Annotated in this window: 16 protein-coding genes; 7 read left to right on the top strand and 9 right to left on the bottom strand. The window is 61.3% G+C overall.

What is annotated here, in order from left to right:
• Window positions 1–79: 79 nt before the first annotated feature.
• From HMI57_RS14910 to HMI57_RS14930, 5 genes are read right to left on the bottom strand one after another with little or no spacing between them, the layout of a single operon-like run.
• Window positions 80–1,336 (bottom strand): endo-1,4-beta-xylanase, encoded by a 1,257-nt coding sequence (locus HMI57_RS14910; protein ID WP_171586795.1) that lies wholly within the window; start codon window positions 1,334–1,336, stop codon window positions 80–82.
• On the bottom strand, window positions 1,333–3,705 hold the full coding sequence (locus HMI57_RS14915) for a glycoside hydrolase family 3 N-terminal domain-containing protein (protein ID WP_171586796.1): 2,373 nt from the start codon (window positions 3,703–3,705) through the stop codon (window positions 1,333–1,335). The genes HMI57_RS14910 and HMI57_RS14915 overlap by 4 nt, the downstream gene beginning before the upstream one ends.
• A gap of 8 nt (window positions 3,706–3,713) precedes the next feature.
• Window positions 3,714–4,586, bottom strand: coding sequence for a carbohydrate ABC transporter permease (locus tag HMI57_RS14920; protein ID WP_171586797.1), 873 nt, complete (start codon window positions 4,584–4,586; stop codon window positions 3,714–3,716).
• Complete coding sequence (locus tag HMI57_RS14925) at window positions 4,586–5,611, bottom strand: sugar ABC transporter permease (protein ID WP_171586798.1); 1,026 nt, start codon at window positions 5,609–5,611, stop codon at window positions 4,586–4,588. Before HMI57_RS14925 ends, HMI57_RS14920 begins: the two co-directional genes overlap by 1 nt.
• Window positions 5,612–5,620: 9 nt before the next feature.
• Window positions 5,621–6,886, bottom strand: a complete 1,266-nt coding sequence (locus HMI57_RS14930) for an extracellular solute-binding protein (protein ID WP_228721148.1) — start codon at window positions 6,884–6,886, stop codon at window positions 5,621–5,623.
• A gap of 154 nt (window positions 6,887–7,040) precedes the next feature.
• Here HMI57_RS14930 and HMI57_RS14935 point away from each other — a divergent pair, with 154 nt between their 5' ends.
• From HMI57_RS14935 to HMI57_RS14945, 3 genes are all read left to right on the top strand, one after another.
• Window positions 7,041–8,057, top strand: coding sequence for a LacI family DNA-binding transcriptional regulator (locus tag HMI57_RS14935; RefSeq protein ID WP_171586800.1), 1,017 nt, complete (start codon window positions 7,041–7,043; stop codon window positions 8,055–8,057).
• 66 nt (window positions 8,058–8,123) lie between these two features.
• Entirely contained in the window at window positions 8,124–9,131 is a 1,008-nt protein-coding gene (locus HMI57_RS14940; protein ID WP_171586801.1) for an NAD-dependent epimerase/dehydratase family protein, read from the top strand.
• A gap of 53 nt (window positions 9,132–9,184) precedes the next feature.
• Window positions 9,185–9,703, top strand: a complete 519-nt coding sequence (locus HMI57_RS14945) for a polyketide cyclase (protein WP_171586802.1) — start codon at window positions 9,185–9,187, stop codon at window positions 9,701–9,703.
• Window positions 9,704–9,839: 136 nt separating this feature from the next.
• Here HMI57_RS14945 and HMI57_RS14950 read toward each other — a convergent pair whose 3' ends face one another.
• Complete coding sequence (locus HMI57_RS14950; protein ID WP_171586803.1) at window positions 9,840–10,190, bottom strand: cytoplasmic protein; 351 nt, start codon at window positions 10,188–10,190, stop codon at window positions 9,840–9,842.
• Window positions 10,191–10,435: 245 nt separating this feature from the next.
• Here HMI57_RS14950 and HMI57_RS14955 point away from each other — a divergent pair, with 245 nt between their 5' ends.
• Complete coding sequence (locus HMI57_RS14955; RefSeq protein WP_171586804.1) at window positions 10,436–11,095, top strand: Type 1 glutamine amidotransferase-like domain-containing protein; 660 nt, start codon at window positions 10,436–10,438, stop codon at window positions 11,093–11,095.
• A 42-nt stretch (window positions 11,096–11,137) separates the two neighbouring features.
• Here HMI57_RS14955 and HMI57_RS14960 read toward each other — a convergent pair whose 3' ends face one another.
• Window positions 11,138–11,731 (bottom strand): GNAT family N-acetyltransferase, encoded by a 594-nt coding sequence (locus tag HMI57_RS14960; RefSeq protein WP_171586805.1) that lies wholly within the window; start codon window positions 11,729–11,731, stop codon window positions 11,138–11,140.
• Between the two features lie 227 nt (window positions 11,732–11,958).
• Between HMI57_RS14960 and HMI57_RS19415 the strand changes: the two genes are divergently transcribed.
• Window positions 11,959–12,693, top strand: a complete 735-nt coding sequence (locus HMI57_RS19415; protein ID WP_171586806.1) for a serine hydrolase domain-containing protein — start codon at window positions 11,959–11,961, stop codon at window positions 12,691–12,693.
• A 578-nt stretch (window positions 12,694–13,271) separates the two neighbouring features.
• On the opposite strand, the gene HMI57_RS14975 is transcribed toward HMI57_RS19415, so the two are convergent.
• A complete protein-coding gene (locus tag HMI57_RS14975) occupies window positions 13,272–14,186 on the bottom strand; it encodes a hypothetical protein (protein ID WP_171586808.1) in 915 nt (304 codons plus the stop codon).
• Window positions 14,187–14,387: 201 nt separating this feature from the next.
• Between HMI57_RS14975 and HMI57_RS14980 the strand changes: the two genes are divergently transcribed.
• Window positions 14,388–14,888, top strand: a complete 501-nt coding sequence (locus tag HMI57_RS14980) for a hypothetical protein (RefSeq protein ID WP_171586809.1) — start codon at window positions 14,388–14,390, stop codon at window positions 14,886–14,888.
• Window positions 14,889–15,073: 185 nt separating this feature from the next.
• Here the strand turns inward: HMI57_RS14980 and HMI57_RS14985 are convergent, their stop codons facing one another.
• Complete coding sequence (locus HMI57_RS14985) at window positions 15,074–15,385, bottom strand: ANTAR domain-containing protein (protein WP_171586810.1); 312 nt, start codon at window positions 15,383–15,385, stop codon at window positions 15,074–15,076.
• A gap of 464 nt (window positions 15,386–15,849) precedes the next feature.
• On the opposite strand from HMI57_RS14985, the gene HMI57_RS14990 reads away from it, so the two are divergent.
• A complete protein-coding gene (locus HMI57_RS14990; RefSeq protein WP_171586811.1) occupies window positions 15,850–16,509 on the top strand; it encodes a GAP family protein in 660 nt (219 codons plus the stop codon).
• The last annotated feature ends 74 nt before the right edge of the window (window positions 16,510–16,583 follow it).

A 16,583-nucleotide genomic window follows, 5' to 3' on the forward strand; every position in this document is an offset into this window, starting at 1 on the left:
GTTACGTATGAGGGCAGCCCGATTCCGGACCATCTGTCGGGTGGGCGTGGGTATGGTAGTTGGCGGGATCACGCCAGAGTCAGCTGAATCGGACGGTGTCCGTTTCACGCCCCCGGGAGAGCGAGACGGGCGCAGTCTGCCCGTCTCGCTTGATCACGTAATCACCGAAGAAGCCCGTGATCGACAAGCGACCGTCATCATCCGTGCGCATCGACGTTTGTGGCAGCCACCATTCGTCCTTAACCAGCGACTGGAGTGCGTGATACGACGGTTTCGGCGTGCCGTCGGCGCGAACCAACCCGCCCGGCGCGCCGAGCCACGCCCCGTCGTCGGTGAATCCCCAGTAGGTGATGGCCTGCACTGCTGGGTGGCCCACGAGTGAGCGATAGTGGCGGACAATTTCGTCCGCTTGCCTCGCCTCTCCCTCGGGCGTTGATGGCCAGGATGGGATCTGATAGTCGTTGAGGTCGACGATCTCCGGCGGCATGAGCTCCCCCGACAGCAGAGTCGTCTCGGTCAGATGGAGGGGCAACCCGAAGCGGGCGAATCGGTCGACCATCGCGAGCATGGTCTCTTCACCCCAATATCCCTGATGCATGTGCGTCTGCAGGCCGATCGCGTCCACGGCGATCCCCGCTTCAACCACGCGCTCGATCAGAGCTTCGTAGTCGCTCGACAAGTCGAAGTCGTTCAGAACGAGCGTCGCCGAAGGGTTCGAGGCCCGAGCTTCCTCGAACGCAAGCTGAATCATGGGCACGCGCCCAATGCTCTGCGCAAGCCGGGTGATACCGTTTTCCTCTGCAGTGAACACGGGCATGATGACGGCTTCGTTGATGGCGTCCCACGTGTCGATGACCCCGGCAAAGTCGGTCACCTCACGTCGGATCCTCTCGCGTTGCAGCCGCTCGATCTCGGCCACCGGTAGACCGGTGAGCCACTCGGGCGCGAGCGTGTGCCAGGTAAGCGGATGCCCCTTCACCGTCACCCCGTGCTCAGCGAACCACGAGGCGGTCCGCTGAAGTCTTCGGGTGTCAGGCTTGCCGCGGGTCGGCTCGAATCCTCGGCAGTAGAACGGAAGGGTCGCAGTGTTAAAGAGGTCGAACCACATCGTCTCGAGCTCCGGCAGGCTGGCGAGCCCGGCCCCTCCGAAAACGGGATCCGCCGCAGCATCCTGCTCGGTCTCCCCATTGGCGATCGGAATGAAATCGAAACCGATGTTGCCGAAGGCGAAGTCATGACGCAGCTGTTCAACAGTGACATCCGCGTCGCGCACCGGGTTGCCGACGGAGTCCAGCACGGTGACCTGCGCGGTCACCCCGCGGTGATCGACACTCATGAGGCAGTCCGTGCGACCTCGATGAACCTCGGGTGGAAGGCCCGGTCGAACCCCACGACGCGGGCTTCACCGGAGAGCTGCACCGAGTGCGTGACCCGCAGGTCGGTGCTCGACGCTCCGAGAGCAACGACGATCTCTCCCGGTTCGACTACCCGTTCGCCGTTTCGGCCGGTGAAGCAGGTGACATCTGCAGGGACGTGTATCGAGAGCTCGACGGACTCCCCCGGCAACAGATCAACGCGCTGAAACCCGATCAGACGCTGCACCGGGCGTACCACTGACGCGACCGGATCGTGGACGTAAACCTGGACGATTTCTGACCCAGATCGGTCTCCCGTATTGCGGAGGCGGAGGCCGAGGGTCGCCGTGCCGTCGACTCCGACCGTATCCGGCCCGTGCTGGCCGGCGCTCCAGTCAAAGGTCGTGTACCCGATCCCGTGCCCGAACGCGAAGGCCGCGGTCGGGTCGATGCTCGACACGCCGTTGGAGCGCGCCAGGGGGGCGGCCAGGTATGTGGACGGCTGCGTTCCCTCAGAGGCAGGGATACTGACAGGCAGGCGCCCACTCGGATTAACCCGGCCGGAGAGGATGCCGGCGAGTGCGGCAGTGCCTTCTTCTCCTGAGAAGAACGCTTGCACGATCGCGGCGGCGCCCGTGACAGCCGATCCCAATGCGTACGGACGCCCAGCAAGCAGGGTGACGACGGCAGGAGTGGATGTTGCCAGGACGGCGTCGAGAAGGTTCTGCTGGGCGCCGGGCAGGCGGAGCGACTCGACATCGCAGCCCTCACCGCTTGTACCGCGGCCAAAAAGCCCGGCACGGTCGCCGAGGGCGACGATGACGACGTCCGCCCGCATTGCAGCATCCACCGCTGCGGAAATCCCGGCGGTTTCTCCTCCGTCGATAGTCGTGCCTGGCACGTATTCGATGTCGGCTTCGGGAAATTCGATGCGGAGGCTATCCAGCAGGGTTGGCAGTTTGATACCGAGGGGTGTGTCAGGATGCTGCACGCCGACATGCGCGGGGAACGAGTAGCAGCCGAGCACGGCGAAGGGGTCGTCGGTCGTCGGTCCGACGACAGCAATCCGGCGCGGCCCTGCGAGTGGAAGAGTCCCGTCGTTGCTCACCAGCACGATAGATTGTTCGGCGATCTCTCGGGCGACCGCCCGATTGCCGGCATTGTCCAGGTCGATGGTCCCGCGGATGCCTTCAGCGTTGTCCACGGCGACGTCCCGCAACGCTGTGGGCGTGGCATCCCAGTCAGGGTCAAGCAGTCCGAGTTCGGCTTTCTGGCGCAGCACACGCCGGAGGGCACGATCTATGACCGCCTCGGGCAGGTCGCCCGACCGGACCGCTTCAACCAGCGGCGCGCCGAAGGTCTTCACCGTCGGCAGTTCGACGTCCACGCCCGCGGTAAGCGCGAGGGCGGCGGCCTCGCCCCACGAACCCGCGACGCCGTGCAGCAGTTTTAGAAAGGCGATCCCGAAGTAGTCGGCCACAACGGTGCCGTCGAAACCCCAGGTGTCGCGCAGGACTCCGGTGAGCAGCGACTCGTCGGCCGCGGATGGGACGCCGTCGATGTCGGTATAGGAGTGCATGACCGAACGCGGTTTGCCTTCCCGCATAACCATTTCGAACGGGACGAGCAGCACGTCAGCAAGTTCACGAGGACCCACCGATACCGGCGCGAGGTTACGGCCGGCTTTAGACGCCGAGTATCCGACGAAGTGCTTGAGAGTTGCAACGATTCCTGCGGACTCAAGGCCACGGACGTACGACGTTCCGATGGTGCCGATGAGATACGGGTCTTCACCAATAGTCTCTTCGACGCGACCCCAGCGGGCATCCCGGACCACGTCGAGCACCGGAGCAAGGCCCTGGTGGATGCCGACCGAGCGCATGTCGGACCCTATGCGGTGTGACATCCGCTCAATGAGCCCCGGATTGAACGAGGCCCCCCAGGCGAGGGGTACCGGATAGGCGGTCGCCCCCCAGGTGGCGAAGCCGGCAAGGCACTCTTCATGCGCAACAGCCGGGATGCCAAACCGGTTGGATGCCGCGATCCGGCGCTGGCTGCGGAGGAGCGACAGCGCTCCGAGCGCCGGGTCTACCGGAGCGGAGCCGAACGGCCGAGTCAACTGGCCGAGCCCGTTCGGCAGGAGCGCATCGAGGTCGACGACGTCGTCCATGTCGTTTTGATGCGGAGCAACGTCCCCGCCTTCATTGGACGCGCCGACCCAGACGCCAAACAACTGGGCGATCTTCTCCTCGAGCGTGAGCTCAGCAAGGAGCGCTTCGGCTCGGTCGGAAGCGGATGAGGTGACGTCGTGCCATGCCAGCGTGGTCGTCGTGGATGTCGTGGTGCTCAAGGGAAGTCCTAACCTTTGACGGCGCCGGTGAGTCCGCCGACGATGCGACGCTCGAACAGCGTGAAGAATATCAGTGCAGGAATCATGGACAGTGAGGTGAAGGCGAGTACCTTTGCCGTGTCCACCGAATACTGCGAAGCGAACGCCTGAACGCCGAGCGGCAGGGTGTAGGTCGCCTGGTCGCTGAGGATGAACAGTGGCAGAAGATAGCTGTTCCAGCTCGCCACGAAAGCGAGGATACCCGTCGTCACCACGCCCGGCAGTGACAGAGGAACGACCATCCGGAAGAAGAAACCCAGCCGGCTGGTGCCGTCGATCGACGCAGCCTCTTCGATTTCATCGGGGATTGCCTTGAGGAACGGCACCAGGATGATGATCGTGACCGGCAAGCCGAAGGCGATCTGCGGGAGAATCACGCCAGCCAAACTGTTCATCAGGCCCAGATCCCTGACGAGGATGTAGAGGGGCGTAATGGCCACGGTCATCGGGAACATGAGCCCGGCGGCGAACAGCGAATACATCGCTCCGCGACCGGCAAACCTGTAGCGTGCGAGTATGAAGCTTGCCATCAGGCCGAGCGTCACCACACCGATGGTCGTCGCGAGCCCGGCAATCATTGAGTTGCCGACCTGCTGCCAGAAGGTCGAGCTCGCGAGCACCTCCGCATAGTTGTCGAAGTTCCACGGGTTCGGGAATCCTGCGGGCGAATTGGTGATCTGGGAGTTGTCGCGGAACCCACCGAGGATGATGTAGATGACTGGTCCGAGACAGAGCGCGATGAAAACAAAGGCGATGAAGTAGGTCGCTGGGCTGCCCCACTCCTGGCGGTCACTCGATAGACGCTTTTTGTGCGGGCGCGTGGGAGCTTCGAGAACTGCCATCACTTCTTTCCTTCTGTTAGAGCACCGGCGGTGTCCCGCGAAAGAACGAACCGTTGGTAGATCAATGCGATGACCAGGGAGATCAGGAACATGACGACGGCGACAGCACTGCCGTAGCCGAAGTTGCCGGACGTGCGCCCGTTGGCGACCATGTAGGTGGCCATGGTTGAGGTTCCGGCAGTCGAAGCGACGTACTGGCCCCAGATGATGAAGACCAGGTCGAACAACTGCAGCGAGCCGATGATGGACAGAAACGCCCAGATCCGCACGGTCGGCCCGAGCAGTGGCAAGGTGATAGAGCGTTGAGTCTGCCAGTAGCTGGCGCCGTCGATCGCGGCCGCCTCGTACAGTTCGTCCGGGATGCTCTGCAACCCGGCGAGGAAAAGAATGACGGCGAAGCCGATGTACTTCCACGAAATGATCACCATGAGGGACCAGATGGCGATGCTCGGGTCAGAGAGCCAGTCCCTTTGGAAGGCTCCCAATCCGATGTTTTCGAGCAGCCCATTGACGGAACCGGATGTCTGCAGCATGAGACCCCAGCCAATCCCGACAATGACCTCGGAGATGATGTAGGGAACGAAGATGAGCACGCGGATGAGCGACCGGCCACGGATCTTCCGGTTGAGCAAGAGCGCGAGGACGATCGCAATAGGTCCCTGGAGGACCAGGGAGAGCACCAGGATGAACCCGTTGTGGCGCAGCACGTCGTGGAACGCGCTGTCCGCGAAGATGATCATGTAATTTTGGAAACCGACAAAATCGGTAGCTGGCCCAAAGCCCTTCCAGCGAAAGAAACCGTAGTATCCGGCGAGGACGACCGGGAGGATCACGAAGCCGACAAAAACGACAATCGCTGGCCCGGCCAGAAGCATGATCTCGAGGCGCTTGCGCCAATCCGTTGGACGCCGTCTGGGCCGCGGTGCGGCAGGGGACGTCGCGCGAGCGCCATCCCCTGCCGTTACCGTGCCCCGCGGCGGCTGCTGGTCCGTCAACAACGGAGCACCCCCTGCAGGTTCAGTCATTATCTGCTGCTATCCCTGTGCTGCTGCGGTGTTCAGAGCGGAGACGATGTCTTCAGCTGTGCCCTGACCAGCGAACAGGTCGACGGCACCCTTGTTCAGCGCGTTTCCGACGTTCTGTCCGAACAGCGTGTCGAGCCACACCGTGACGTACGGTGCCTCGTTGTAAGACTCGATGATCGAAAGCAGTGCTGGATCCTCCACGACCTCCTGAGCATCCTGGTTGGCAGGGATCGTCTGGAACGCGTCCGCGTAGCCTTCCTGATGCTCCTGCTGCATGAAGAAGTTCAAGAACGCGGTGCACTCTTCTTGCGGGGCCTGAGCCGAGCAGGTGAATCCGTCCACGCCGCCCATCATTGCGCCGGGCTCACCCTCGCCGCCCTCAACCTCAGGGAACGGGAACCAGCCCAGGTCCGGGAGTGGCTCCTCGTCAGGTGTCAGCGAAGCGATGACACCTGGGTTCCACGCCCCCATGAGCTCCATGGATGCCTTCTTGTTGGCGAGGAGTCCAGCCGAGCTACCTGCACCCTGCTGCGCGGAGGTGGTGAGGAATCCGTTGTTGAACGGCTCTGTGTCGACGAACTCCTGCAGGTTGTTACCGGCCTCCAGCCAGCATGGGTCGTTGAACTCCATGGTTTCAGCAGCAGTGTTGAGAGCATCCTGTGAGCAGGCTCGAACCGCGAAGAAGTAGTACCAGTGCGCGGCAGGCCAGGCATCCTTCGCGCCGACGGCGATGGGGTCGACTCCTGCACCCTTGAGCTGCTCAACAGCGGAACCGAGTTCGTCAATCGTCGTCGGTGTCCCCTCAACGCCCGCTTCGGCGAAGAGGTCTCCGCTGTAGTAGATGCCACCAGGCAGCACGGCGGTCGGCATTCCGTAGATCTTCCCCTCGACCGCGAAGGCGCTCAACACCCCTTCGGGCACAGCGGCCCTGGTGGCATCGTCGATAGAATCCGTAATGTCCATGGCCTGTCCGGCCGCAACGACATCCGCAAGCTTGCCGCCGCCGCGCGCCATGAAGATGTCGGGTGCATCGCCGGAGTTCAGCGCGGTTTGGAGCTTTCCGTCCATCTCCTCGTTTTGGATGGACTGGATCTCGATGGTCACGCCAGGGTTTTCCTCCTCGAACGCTGCGACCGTGTTCTCCCAGTAGGCCTTACCATCACCCGTCGTTGAGTTGTGCCAGAACGTCATGGTGACGTCGCCGTCTTCTGTTGCTCCACTGTCGGAGCCACACGCTGACAGGCCGCCGAGGGCGATTGCTGTCGCCGCCCCCATGGTCAGCAATTTCCTGGTGCTGTGCTTGTTCATCTTTGAACACCTCTCGAAAGTTTCGACATTTTTGTCGAAATCAATTAGTATGTGATGAGCGTAACAGTGGCCCGGTGAAACGCAAGTGTTTCCCGCGAAAAAAGATGAAGATTGGTTCCCCATGATCGACTCAGGTCGTAAGGTCAAGCTCAATGAATTAGCCGATGAGGCCGGAGTTTCGCTCTCCACGGTCTCCAAAGTCCTCAACGGACGGTCAGACGTGTCCGCGCAGACCCGGGCAAAAGTCGAAGAGCTCCTCTACAAGCACGGATACCAGCGACGCCCAGGCCTGCCCAACAGGGACTCCTTGATCGAGCTCGTTTTCCCTGAACTCGAGACAGCCTGGGCCATGGAGATTATCCGGGGGGTCGAAAATGTCGCTCGCGCCAACGATATGAGCATTGTCCTGACCGAGTCAGGGGACCGCCACTCCCCCTCCCCGGCCTGGATCACCGGGGTTCTCCGTCGACGCCCGGTCGGGGTAGTGCTCCTCTTCGCCGATCTCGCCGCGGAGGCGAAGGCAACCCTCCAATCCCGCGCCATCCCGTTCGTGATCATCGACCCGGCCGGAGATCCGGCCCCGGATGTCCCCGCGATTGGGTCAGCCAACTGGTCCGGCGGCCTCGACGCCACCCGCCACCTCATCGAATTGGGACACACCCGGATTGCTGCGATCACCGGTCGCGACGACATGATGTGCTCCTTCGCCCGCGTCGATGGATACCGGTCCGCCATGAACACGGCCGGCATTGAAATCGATGAACGCTTCGTGCGGTTCGGCAACTTCCGGGTCGACGGTGGCTGCAGCATCGCTCTCGAACTCCTGACGCTGCCGGACCGCCCCACAGCGATCTTCGCAGGGAGCGACCTCCAGGCGCTCGGCGTCATCGAGGCTGCCAGGACGCTTGGGCTCCGGGTGCCCGCTGACCTGTCCATCGTCGGTTATGACGATCTGCAGCTCGCTCAGTGGTCCAGTCCTGCCCTCACGACTGTGCACCAGCCGCTTACGGCGATGGCCGAGGAAGCGGCGCGGCTCGTGATCCGCATGAGTGAGAGTACCCTCACAACCATCCCCCGGATGGACCTCGCAACGCGGCTCGTCGTCCGTGATAGCACGGCCCCGCCGGCTGCGGGCTGACGGGCCGGCGCGAACGCGGTGCGAACTTTCAATAGGCGGGCTCAAATGAATCACCAGGAGAAAACCATGCAGGGCTTGAAAGTACTCTTCATCGGCGGCAGCGGAATCATCAGCGCCCACTGCACGAAACAGGCAGTAGATGCAGGCATGGACGTCTATCTACTCAACCGCGGCATCAGGAACTTGCGTCAGGTACCCGAGGGCGTGACCACCTTCGTCGCTGATTCTCGGGACAAGCAGGCAGTCCTTGATGCCATAGGCGGTCACCATTTCGACTGCGTCGTCAGCTGGGTCAACTTCACTCCGGAGCAAGTGAAGCAGGACGTCGAAATTTTCGCCGGACGAACCGGACAATACGTCTTCATCAGTTCAGCATCGGCATATCAGACACCACCGACACACATGCCCGTACTGGAATCCACTCCGTTGAAGAATCCCTTCTGGGAGTACTCGCGCAACAAGATCGCATGCGAGGACCTCCTTACTGCGGCCTACCGCGAGGAAGGATTCCCCATCACAATCGTCCGGCCCTCTCATACCTACGACGAAACGATGATCCCATTCGACGGAGGGTGGACGATTGTGGAACGCATGCGCGCCGGGCGACCCATCATTGTGCCCGGAGACGGAACCTCGTTATGGACGATCACCCACAGCCGTGACTTCGCAAGAGGGTTCACCGGTTTGCTGGGAAATACATCAGCGATTGGTGAAGCTGTGCACATCACCGGCCAAGAGACACCTTCGTGGAACCAGATCTATACCCAGGTCGCAGCGGCCGCCGGCGTCCCTGACCCCGTCCTGCTCCATGTCGCCTCGGAATCTATCGCCGAAGCCGACCCTGAGTGGGGCGCGGGCCTCTTGGGCGACAAATCCCACACAATGATTTTCGACAACACGAAAATCCGCTCACTGGTCCCCGGATTCACCGCCAGCATCCCCTTTAGTCAGGGCGCGCGGGAAATGATCGCCTGGCATGACTCGGACCCGACACGCCGAACAGTGGACGCACACATGGACGCCATTATGGACCGGCTCGCCGAAGCATACGCACCACGACGACTTCGTCTTTAGGTACGGCAACTGCCCTTCGGTTCGTACTAAAATCGGGTCAGATGGCTAGGAGCATGCATATCGTGGACCAGGAACATGTAAGCGCATCCTTGAGGATCTCCGCGTCCGCCCCGCACGTGTTCGCGGTACTGGCGGATCCGATGATGCACTCTGCCATCGATGGCAGAAGCTCCGTTGCCGACGGTACGGGCCGGATTCAGCAAGCTGTCGACCAGGCGCGGCTGACCGAGGTGGGACAGATGTTCCGGATGGGAATGAATCATCCGAACCACCCAGAGGGTAACTACCAGACGGTCAATAAGGTTCATGTGTTCGACCCACCACGCGCCATCGGCTGGCGGACTGGGCACGACCCTAAAGGTGATGGACAACTGGAGTTTGGCGGTTGGTTCTGGCGCTACGACCTGATGTTCGTCGACCAGTCGGAGACCGAGGTGACGCTCACCTACGATTGGGCGGCGGTGCCGCAATCTATTCGCGAGTACCTGCGATTCCCACCGTTCGCTCCGGAGCGTCTCACAAACTCACTGCAGCATTTGGCCGAACTAGCCGCTCCCAAGCTGAACACGTAAGCCTCCGCGGGTCGTCGTGGATCCAAGCCGATACCAGTCCGCAACGCCTCGACCACCTTGGACGCACCCGGTTAGGCGATCCTTCCAAGCAGGCGGGTCAAGGTACCGACTCTTGCTCCTGCTATATTGGCGCCGTCTACGATCGGATGGGCCCAAGATAATCGGCGTGTTCCCCAGATGAGTCGGGCGCGGCTTCCTTGAGTTCAACAAAGAATGTATGCGTATCCGTGTCGCCAGTATTTTCACCATAGTGGTCTTGCTCCGGTAACCACCGTGCCACACCAGCTGGCAACTCCACATCGATGCTTCTACCATTTGATGAAAGTCGGCGGCGGAACGAGCTGGCCGTGATCATCACGCTGTCGGGATGATGATGCTCGGTCGATGTGTCCCCAGGGCTATCCGTGTACTCAAGCACGCGCACTCGATTGTTTTCGAACACCAGCCGGTAGTTCTCAGGATTCGTCTCAACAGGGTCCTTTGACATAGCCGGACTCTACTCCTGCAAGAAAAACACCACTAGCGCAAACTGCTCCACCTACAGACCTGCAAGAGTAGGCCGCATGGCGCCAATCGCTCCCCGGCGGTGGGTAAGAACATTTCCTACGCAATACCTATTGAAGTGCCGAGCGCGACGCCGGCAGGCTTATTAGGTAGGCCGGTGAGTTCCCGCCCAGTCAGTCCCTCGTCGTCAAGCACACCCACTATCCACGCAAAACTTCGGAGGAACGTTTGAAACTCTTGCTTACGTCAGGCGGTGTGACGAACCCGAGCATTCACTCGGCGCTCGTGCAACTTCTCAATAAGCCGATCAGCCAGTGCCGCGCTTTGGTCGTCCCGACGGCGCAGTGGGGGCACCCACTGTGCGGACCGGCCTCGGTGTGGGGCCTACTGGCCGCCCAGCCAGATTTCCGTCACCTGTCCGGTCTGGGCTGGGCTTCGCTCGGAGTTCTCGAGCTCACCGCACTGCCCACCATCGGCAAGGAGCGATGGGTACCGTGGCTTCAGGAAGCGGACGTGTTACTGGTCGACGGCGGCGACGCGACCTACCTCTCCCATTGGATGCGGGAGTCCGGGCTAGCCGACCTGCTGCCGTCACTTCCCGACACGGTCTGGGTGGGAGTGAGTGCCGGAAGCATGGTGATGGCGCCCCGCGTCGGAAACTCTTTCGTCGAGTGGCCCTCTGCGCCGGACGATCGCACGCTAGGAGTGGTCGACTTTTCGATCTTCCCGCACTTAAACGCTTTCCCTACCAACACTCCTACCCACGCAGAGCGGTGGGCCGCCGACCTCGGAGGCCCGGCCTATGCGATCGACGAACAAACCGCCATCAAGGTCGTCAACGGCTCCGTCGAGGTGGTTTCCGAAGGGCAATGGAAGAAGTTTGAGTGATCAATACCGAACACTTGTGCGTTGGATTCACGGCGGCATTGCTCAGCCCGGGGCAGGTTGAATCGTCTTGCGCATTACGGTTTTGCGCTTGCCGATGTGGCGCTCGAACGTGAACCCAGCCTTCTCGAACATGGCGCGAGTGCCGTTGTGAAGGAACGAGGACGACGTCCTTTTGCCGGGGACAAGTTCGTTGGGGAACGAGATCACCTCGCCCCCGCCTGCATGGGCGATCAGCTGGAGCGCGCCGTCTAGCGCTTCCCGCGCTACGCCCGATCGTCGGTGGTCGCGGTCGACGAAAAAGCACGTAATGCGCCACGGTGCTGGCTTAGTCTCGCCAGCGTCGTATTCCTTACGGTGGTAGATCCCCGGCAGCTCAGCCGGACTGCCGTACTCGCACCAGGCGATCGCGTCCTCGCCGTCGAAAACGAGCGCAGCATGTGCGACGCCCTCCTCCACGAGTCGTTGTTTGAACGTTGGCCCGTCGTACTTGGCTTTGACTGTGTCCGCAGTGTCACCATGAAAATACGAGCAATAGCACCCGCCCCAGACTCCGTTGTGTTTCTGCGCAAGCGCTAGCCAGGCGGGGAAAGTCACCGGAGTGAGCGCCTTGATCGTATGCGAAGTCTTCACACTCACCTCCGCAATCGGGCCGGAAACGAAGTGGGGAAGGTCAGGAAGCCGGCTTGGTCGCAAGAGAATCGGGAACACACAAGGTGACTAAGTTTTTCGTCGTTCCACCCCGACATTAGTGAACGCCTCCAATACGCGACCCGACAGCCCTTCCAGTGCAACAGTAAATCCGGTGCCGAACCAACTTCAAGGAGTTCGATCACCCCAAAACCGGCCACTGTTACGATCAGGCGATGGAAGCGCTACAGCTGATCGAGACGATCCGTCCGATGGTGGACGACGGTGAAGTTCCCGGGGCTGTCGTGGGGGTCGTGGATCACGGCCGTACCTCGGTGGCCGCTGTGGGGACCACTGAACCTGGCGGGGCTACCGCGATGACCCGTGATGCGGTCATGCGTATCAGCTCCAACACGAAGCCCCTGGTTGCCGCTGTCGCACTGCTCCTGGTTCAAGACGGTGTGTTGAACCTCGACGATGCGGTCGAGAGATTCGTCCCTGAATTGGCCGACCGCCGCGTGCTGCGCCGGATTGATGGCCACCCGATGGATACCGTCCCAGCTCAACGATCAATCACGATCGAGGATCTCTTGACGATGCGGATGGGCTTCGGATTCGTCCCTGAGAGTGCCTGTCCCGCAATGAAAGACGCTGAGAAAGCTGGCCTGGGGTTTGGCCCCCCTGACCCCTCGGCGATGCCCTCACCCGATGAATGGCTGGCCCGCTTCGCCAGACTGCCCTTGCTGGAGCAGCCGGGCACAACCTGGAGATACGACTTAGCTTTCGGGGTACTGGGAATCGTGCTTGCACGCGCGACAGGACAGTCGCTTGACGTCCTCATGCGTGAGCGACTGTTCACACCCCTTGCCATGTCTCAGACTGGGTTCGTCGCTCCGCCCCAGCACCTTGTGCCTGCCTTCGCGCAAAGCGAGGACGGTTTGATGCTCTTTGACAACATCCTCGAGATGTAGATGGTCGACGCCACCGGCGATCCCCGACGCGCGCGGTGGCCTGGTATCCACGGCAAGTGATTTGCTGCGATTCGCCGGCATGCTGTTCGATGACAGCGGCGGACTGCTGTCCGCCGAATCAGTTGTGGCGACGACGTCCGACCAGCTCACCGCGGAACAAAGATCCGGCCCCTCAGCGCAACCCTTCCTGGATGGAGGCGGATGGGGGTATGGAATGGGAGTGAGCGACGGAAATTGTGGACGTCGCTACGGATGGGGCGGGGGGCTAGGCACGCTCTGGTACAGCTGGCCCGAGCACCGAGCGGCAGTCGTCCTGATGACCCAAGTGTTACCCCCGTCAACGAAGCTCTTCGATGCATTCACCAGCGCCGCCGAAGCAATACTCAACCCTTCTCCGCCTATTTCCGGGCTATGAGGAAAATTTGAACGTCTCGGGTCTCCAAGTCACCCCGCATGTAACGATGACAAGTTGGCGCTCACTAGCAGTCCTGAATATCTCGTAAGGAGGAGAATCCTTGAGCGAGTACGGGGCGTGGTGAGATCCCTGGTGCGTGTGTGGGTCACCGACGCGCGCATGCCTAAGCCTTGTCTGTTTTGGGCTCCGTGGCGGGTTCGAGGTAGAGCGGTTCCCCACGACGCCAGGTCTGGAAGGCCATCACGATGGCAATCACAATGGTGATGACCCCGGGAATCATGAGAAGTGCTGCACCCGCATAGTCGCGGGACCCGGCGAATAGAGCGAGAAACAGCAGCGCACCACCGATGAAAGCCACTGAGAGGTCGAGCCCTTGACCTCGCCGGTCGTTGCGGTAGAAGTAGGGTTTTGGCTTGGTTTGAACGAAATTGGGGTGTCGCCTCATCTGCCCGGGATAGGACAGTTTCTTGATCACCGACACGAGTGTCGCGGTCGCCGCGCCGACCGCGGCGATGGCCGGGACGATCAGCAGCAGGTACAGGTGCTGTTCGTTCAGGACACGGTTACGAGGGGAAAGAACGCCGTACTCCTGCTGCACCGGAAGCAGGAAAACGTACAGTCCCAACAGGAGAGCCACCCAGGCACAGTGTAATGGGAGTCCGATTGGCAGGACGGGTCGGTTGACGCTGTGCAGCAGACGCGGGAAAGACTGATACTGCACGACGGCGTCGGGCTGCCGCGAACTGATGCTGTGGATCAGCAGCAGCCAGGAGCCGATCAGGAATCCGGCAACGGCCGCAGCGGCAAAATAGAAAGTCCGCGGTAACTGGGGGTCGAAACCAATACCGCTCAGGTCCCAGGATGCCGCGAGGAAACCGGCGGAGGACCCACCGGCCGCGGTCAATAGTATGAGTGATGCGTAGCCGGCCACGGACACCACAACAAGGACCAGGCCAACCGCCAGGACGCTCGAGCGCAGGCGGGCGGAGACCGCCATCTCCTGCGCCGTGGGCAATGCGTCCGGGACTGGCCTGAACTCGGGCGGTCCCCAGAGAATCCGGCGAAAGATTTTATCCATGTGGGTGATTCTCCAAAAAAGGTCGACGGCGACGTGCAACCCGGGGGTATTGTGCTCGGACACGATCCCCGCAAGAGGCACTGGCGCAGATGGTGCGTCCGCCACGGTACAGTCTGAACTCCTGGACGGAGCCAGCATCTTCCCCTTTTCGGGGGCGATGGCAGTGATCGTCAACCAAACCCTACGTGAGGCGGTGAACGGATGCGTTCCAAAAGACGGCTGGGCCTTGGCGTGGTGGTCCTGGCTTTGATGCTTGCGGTTGTCGTGCTGTTCGTCAGTTGCAGCTCCACCGGTGACCTGAAGCGGACCGAGGCCCGGCTTGATGAGCTGCCCGGTGTCAACGGGTCGTACCTGTGGACCTCATCGGACGGATTTCCGACCAACCGCCGGCTGAGCGCCCGGATTTACGTGGACTCCGACCCCGGGGAAGAACTGGCGGCGCTGCTTGACGCGGCCCTGGAAACGACGTGGTCGTTCACCGGATTCGAGCCGACCGCCGGGATCAGCTTCCAGATTGTGGTCGGGCAACGCCCCGAGGAACCCGTGGCCTCAAACTGGGACAACCGTGTTGTGCTTGAGGACGTCCTGCCGGAGATCGGGCTCGACATCGACGGTGTGGGAGTACCGTCCTTCGGCGACGAAGTCCAGGTGACTCCCGAGGTGATGACCGACCGTTACGGTCCCTGGCCAGGCGACGACTAACGACTGCCGACCGCGGACGATCGAGATACCTACCGTGTCCCCGACACTGCCGCCGCCGCTCCGCCGCGGGTACTTCCGTCCGACAGGAGACTGCTCCTGATTTCTGCTTCCCAGCAGAAAGGTACCGCATCACGAAGCAGACACCGCCCCAGCATGGTCAAAAGGGGGTCGCAAACGACGCAGGGTTAGAGGGCGAGGGAACCTTCGACGATCTTCCCTGAGGGCTCCCGTAGATTCAGGTGGTCTGGTCGCGCGTACCGGGCGAGCCGGGCGAAGGCTTCGTTCATGTCGACGCCGTTCATCTGAGCAATTACAGCCTTCGCTTGTTCGATCAAGACTCGACTGTTCAAGGCGCGCTGCAACTGGTCGTTGACCAGGGTGCTTTCGCGGAGGGCTTGCTCGTGCAGCAGGCTAATCGTCGCCACATCGACGAGGGCCAGCCCGATGGCTGAGTCCTCATCGCTCAGCGCCCCCGTATTGCTGCCACACAATCCCATCGCTCCGATCATTCACTCTTGAACTCTCAAAGGAACTGTGTGCGCTGAAAGGAACCCTTGCCTAAGCGCTGCTGAATAACGGGCACAATTCCAACTCCCGGGGCCAGCTGCCACAGACGATCTTGGAGACCTCAATCTATTCCCTGGGTTCCGATTCACCGAGCGGCTTTCGCCGGTTCGGAGATGCGGGCGGAACTGCTGGATCAACTGCGCCATCTACGGGCGCGACCGACGGGATGGTTTGAGAATCCCGCCTTCCGCCCCGCCACGCCATATTTCCCTCTTCTGGACATTGCCCTCACTATGCGATGACTCGCCCCAAGCCAGATCACCTCATTCGGGTGATGTTGCGCCGAAGTTGATCAGGCGAGGCTTGACGTGTTGCCGTATTGGGTCTGGTGATCGATCGGAGGCGAATCGCGCCTAATGAACCGTCTATTGCGGGTCCGCCCTAGGCACTTTTGTTGACCGCCCTCGGGCTGCTGATTCCCATCGCAGTAGCAGTCGCGATCAGCACAGTCCCAATCCTCGTCGGGATCGGATTGCTGCTCTCTGAAACCGGCAGCAGCTCACCAATCGCCTACCTGATTGGGTGGGTTACCGGTCTTTTTGCGGTTGCGGCGTTGTTCAGCCTCGGGCTCTCCGCCGCTTCCCCGGCGAATGCGCAGAGTTCCCTTCCATTCCTCGGCACCGCCGAAATCCTGATCGGGGTAGCACTGGGGACTTTTGGCATGACTATGATCTTTCGTAAGTCCACCCCCGGTACCACACCTTGGATTGACAGAATGTCCCGCATCGGACCGCTGCCTGCGGCAGGTGTGGGCATGGTTCTGAACCTTCGGCCAAAAGCATTGCTTCTAGCGGCGGCCGCAGGTTTAGCAATTGGAACTGCGCGTTTGACAGTCGCTGAAGCTGCCATCGCTTTGGCAACTTATACAGCCATCGGTTGTGTCACCGTGGCAATACCCATCGTTCTGACTCTCGCTAGACCAGACGCTATGAAAGTGCGTCTCCGAGTGCTCCTCGGGTGGCTCCAACGCAACCAGAGAATAGTTACCGGAATCGTCCTGATAATGATCGGTGCAGTCGTACTTGGAAATGGATTGACCCACCTGGCGACCTGAGTGCGCCAAGAATGTTTCACCCAACTGGCTTCAAACGAGACTTTGATTGCTCCTAAGCGATGCGCAAGCGACAC

The organism is Arthrobacter sp. 260, assembly GCF_013116745.1.
In the GTDB taxonomy this organism is placed as follows: Bacteria; Actinomycetota; Actinomycetes; order Actinomycetales; family Micrococcaceae; genus Arthrobacter_D.